This window comes from bacterium (assembly GCA_029210545.1).
GTDB lineage: Bacteria > BMS3Abin14 > BMS3Abin14 > BMS3Abin14 > BMS3Abin14 > JARGFV01.
On sequence record JARGFV010000170.1, the window covers coordinates 1 to 4,125 of the forward strand.

Annotated in this window: 5 protein-coding genes; all 5 read right to left on the minus strand. The window is 56.4% G+C overall.

All coding sequences use genetic code 11. From position 1 onward, the window contains the following. Window positions 1–193 precede the first annotated feature (193 nt). Entirely contained in the window at window positions 194–496 is a 303-nt protein-coding gene (locus P1S46_11890) for a hypothetical protein (GenBank protein MDF1537170.1), read from the minus strand. Between the two features lie 563 nt (window positions 497–1,059). Then, complete coding sequence (locus tag P1S46_11895; GenBank protein MDF1537171.1) at window positions 1,060–1,530, minus strand: GyrI-like domain-containing protein; 471 nt, start codon at window positions 1,528–1,530, stop codon at window positions 1,060–1,062. Window positions 1,531–1,792: 262 nt separating this feature from the next. Then, the gene (locus P1S46_11900; GenBank protein MDF1537172.1) at window positions 1,793–2,770 is read right to left on the minus strand and encodes a hypothetical protein; all 978 of its coding nucleotides are present in this window, start codon (window positions 2,768–2,770) and stop codon (window positions 1,793–1,795) included. Window positions 2,771–2,834: 64 nt separating this feature from the next. After that, window positions 2,835–3,323, minus strand: a complete 489-nt coding sequence (locus tag P1S46_11905; protein MDF1537173.1) for a four helix bundle protein — start codon at window positions 3,321–3,323, stop codon at window positions 2,835–2,837. Window positions 3,324–3,442: 119 nt separating this feature from the next. Beyond that, complete coding sequence (locus tag P1S46_11910; GenBank protein MDF1537174.1) at window positions 3,443–3,994, minus strand: alpha-isopropylmalate synthase regulatory domain-containing protein; 552 nt, start codon at window positions 3,992–3,994, stop codon at window positions 3,443–3,445. Window positions 3,995–4,125 lie beyond the last annotated feature (131 nt).

Consider the following 4,125-nt stretch of genomic DNA (forward strand, 5'->3'; position numbering starts at 1 on the left):
AATGACTTACGGAGTGAGTCATTGATTTGGGCGCCCCGCGCGGGGCGCGTTGATGGACTTTTTGCGAGTCCATCAATTCATGGCTGCCTCCTGGAGAAAGGGGTTAACTACCACGCCTCTGGAGAGGTGTCAATGGAAAGGGGTCTGAGAAAACGTATCTGAAATTTCACACACAAATACTTTCGGGTGGAACTCACTTTCCGTTGGACCCCGGAAGTATTTGTGTCCCAGGGTGCATGGGGTCTTCCAGGATCACCGAGCTGCCGCTGGCCTTCCCCTCGGCATTTCCGGGCTGACTGAACCTCTTGCCGGCGCCCTGGCTGGAGTCGAAGTTCTTGGTGTGGGTATCGGTGTTCTTGTGCTGGTAGTAATCGACACCGAAACTGGATTCGGCAGACCACCCGTTGCCGTTGCCCCCGAAGTTGTCGGGGTCGGCGTATACAGTCCCGGCAAACGCCAGCACAAGGGCCATGATCGTTATTATAAGGGTCCTCATCACATCACCTCCGCATTCAACTGACAGCGCTTCTGATTTTAGCGCAAGCTCCCTGGTCCGTAAAGCGGCGTTTGCCGGAACCCGGGATGGGGAGAGAGGGCGAGGGGGCGAGAGGGAGACAATACATCAGGCGCGGGGCCGGGGAGAAGCGGTGACGTGAAAGGAAATTTCCTGACGGGGGATTAGGCAGTCCAGAGTCCGATGGCCGGAGGAAAGAAGCGGTCCAGAGTCAAAGGGACCAGGTTCAAGGGGCAGGGCTCAAGGGGCCAGAGTCTAGATAGTACCCTGAGCCCATCGACGGGCTCAGGGCAGGCAAAGACCGAAGTGCGGAGAAAAGACACACCTTCGTATTTCGGTCTTTGTACTTCCCCTGGATTCCGGATAACCACGCCTGCGGTGTGTTTTCCGGAATGACGACGGGGGGATCGCTGCTCCTCCAGTCGCCTCGTCGTTCAGCCTCAGATCTTCCCCGTGTCTCCCCTTCCCCGTGATAATCATATAAGTGGGCACCACCGTTTATAATATAGGTTAATTTAGTTCTCCGTGTCTCGTGCCACGGAAATTCAAGCTGACTTTCTAACCGGAACCTGAATTTCCGTGACCAGGTCCCCTTCCTCAGTCTGCATCGGGTTTGTCAGGTAGAGTTCCCTGCTTGGGCCAGCCACCTCGTATCCGGCCTGGGCCGCCCAGGTCAGGATGCGGTCGTAGGCGAGTCCTACCTTGCCGTACCCTCCATGATGACGCACAAAGGCGACAGTGGCGGCCGGCAGTTGCCGGATGGCGACACCGTCTCCCGGTTTCAGAGCGGCGGCAGGGTCAATGGGGATGCACGCCTCGAAGCGCACGCCCTCGGCCGGCACCTGGTCCGGGGGAGAGGGGAACAGGGCCATGGGATAGGAGGCTACCTTGCCTCCGCTCACCAGGACCCAGCGAAACAGCTCCATGAATACCCGGCCCACCTCGTCGAAGGAGCCGGTTGATTCAAGAGAGGCCACCGTGAGAGCGGGGGTTTCCTTGATATCGATCTTTGGCATGTCCATATCTCTCCTTAACACGAGTGAATCGTGAACCGTGAAAGGTGATGGACTCGCAAAAAGTCCATCAACGCGCCCCGAGCGGGGCGCCCAAATCAATGACTCACACCGTAAATCATTGATTTGTAAGGAAAGGGAAAACGACGCTTTTCCCTTTCCGTGGAGCGAAAAGTCCCGGATTGGACTTTTTGCGACTCTATCAAAGGTGAATCGTAAAACCGTTCACGTTTCACTTTTCACGTTTCACCAGTAAGAGCACACCCTACATCCCCTTCCAAAGCTGAATTATCCTGCCGATAGTGGCTTCTTTTGTTTTCAGCATTTCGTCCTTGCTGCGGCAATCGACGCGCCCGCCCGCAGCGCCACGGTGCCCGTCGCCGATGTTGAGTTCCCGCATGATCTCACCGATATCTTTCCCGTGTTCAACGCGGTTCATGAGAAAGGACAGGGACATGGAAAAGGACAGGTTGTTGGTCTTCCGCCCCCCGGAAAAGGCGTTCCCGATCAACAGGACCGCCCTGGCCTCCGGATGGGTGATAAAGGCCGCCGAGCGGATCACCTCCGGTTTGCGGTTGTGGCGGGTAAGGTCCACGATGACGATCTCGTGCTCCGGATCATCGGTGTGAAAAGCCGAATCCTGCCGGAAAAGGACAAGGCTCTTCTCTTCGCCCAGATGGTACTGGTGAACCCGGGCCGCCACCTCGGGATCAGCCACGGCCTCCTCCATTGTTCCGGATCGGAGCATTCGCAGGACCTTCTCCAAGTAGGGGTAGTAGCCGTGCTTTTCGGAAAAGGCCGCGAACATGGAGTCCGAAAGTTTACGCTCCGGGGTGGGCTCCCGCCACTCGGCCATGGTCCGGTAGTCAAAGGAGTCGATCCGGTCGGTTCGCGTCACCGTCTCGGCCATGAACTCCGGGAACTCGATGTCCTGCCTGAAGTGCTCGAATACCACCCGGGCGCAGGAGGGTTGGGCGGAGAATTTTCCGGGAATGGAATCCGGATCGATGTCGCGGAGGCGCAGGTCCTCCAGGTTCCCGGGATGATGGTCGAACCACATGCCCACCCGCACAGGGCAGGGCAGGTCGCACACCACGTCACTTTCCGTGGTCGCAGCCCGGCCTGTCTGTACGTTCACAGGACCGGCGAAAAAAAAACGGTCGATGGAAAGGGCCAGGGAAACGAGGGCGGCGCTGACGACACCGTCCAGGTCATCGTGGGTGACGATACGGGTAAGGTTCATAGGTGAGTCCTGGTCCTGGTCCTTCACAATGCATCGTTGGGCAAGAACTCCATCTGTATTCCGATCAAGTCCTGATGCTATTTCTCAACCCTTTTATCATTCTGCTCACTTCATTAAACAGATCGATGAGTTCGTCCACTTCCGAAGGAGCGACATAAGCCAACTCTTTTATCAGGTGTAATTGTGCTCTTACCTCATTGGCTGAACCGTTCGCGATTGACAGAAAATACCTGAAATCCTGTTTTCCGTGCCTTCCAAACCCCTCGGTAATATTTGAAATTACGGACAAAGAGGCTCTTTGGATCTGGTTCCTGAGTGTGTAGTTATGGGATAAGCGACCCGTCGTGGAAAGGAGGAATATCTTCTTTGATAGGGTCGCAAAAAGTCCAATCCGGGACTTTTCGCTCCACGGAAAGGGAAAAGCGTGGTTTTCCCTTTCCTTACAAATCAATGACTTACGATGCGGGTCATTGATTTGGGCACCCCACGCGGGGTGCGTTGATGGACTTTTTGCGAATCCATCTTCTTTGTTATCTGTAGAGATTTCTGCCAAACGATCAGATCCTCAAATCTGTTGATCCTGTCGACCGTCTTCATGCAGAATGCTGTGCAAGATAGCGACCAAAGCTGTCTGGATCAGGTCCAGTTCTTGTTCCAGGTCCAGGTCCAGGTCTAGGTCTTCCCTTTCCTCTTCCCTTTGGCCTTTGGACTTCCCCGCCCTGAGCCTGTCGAAGGGTGGACCTTGGTTTTCCTCTTCTCCCTCTTCCCCCCTCCCTTTCCACTGTCCCAAAGATAGACCGCGTACTCGTACCCGTCGAGGAGCGCCCGGAAGGAGGCGAGGTTGATGTTGTCGTCCGCCGAAGAGACACGCCACAGGTTGCTGCCGTCCGAGAAGACGATGCTTACCGCCACCTGGGCCGAGGTGCCGATGGTCCCCTGGATGAGGCGCACCTCGAAATCCACCAGCCGGACGTTGAGCAGATCGGGGAAAAGACGCCCCAGCGATTTTTTGAGCACATTGGCGAGGGCGTCCACGGGCCCGACCCCGATGCCGGCTTCGTGCATCTCCTGGTCCCCGGCACGGAGCATCACTGTGGCCTCCGGCCTCTCGCCGTCATCGATGAGCCTGTAGGTCCCGATGACGTCAAAGGGCCGATTGTACCCTTTCATGGACCTGGCCAGGTTCAGCCGGGCGGTCGCGTCGACAACGTCGACTTCAAGCATAACGCACTCCTCGCGAAAGTTCACGGTTCACGGTTCACGGTTCACGGAGCAAGTTTGATAGAGTCGCAAAAAGTCCAATCCGGGACTTTTCGCTCCACGGAAAGGGAAAAGCGTGGTTTTCCCTTTCCTCA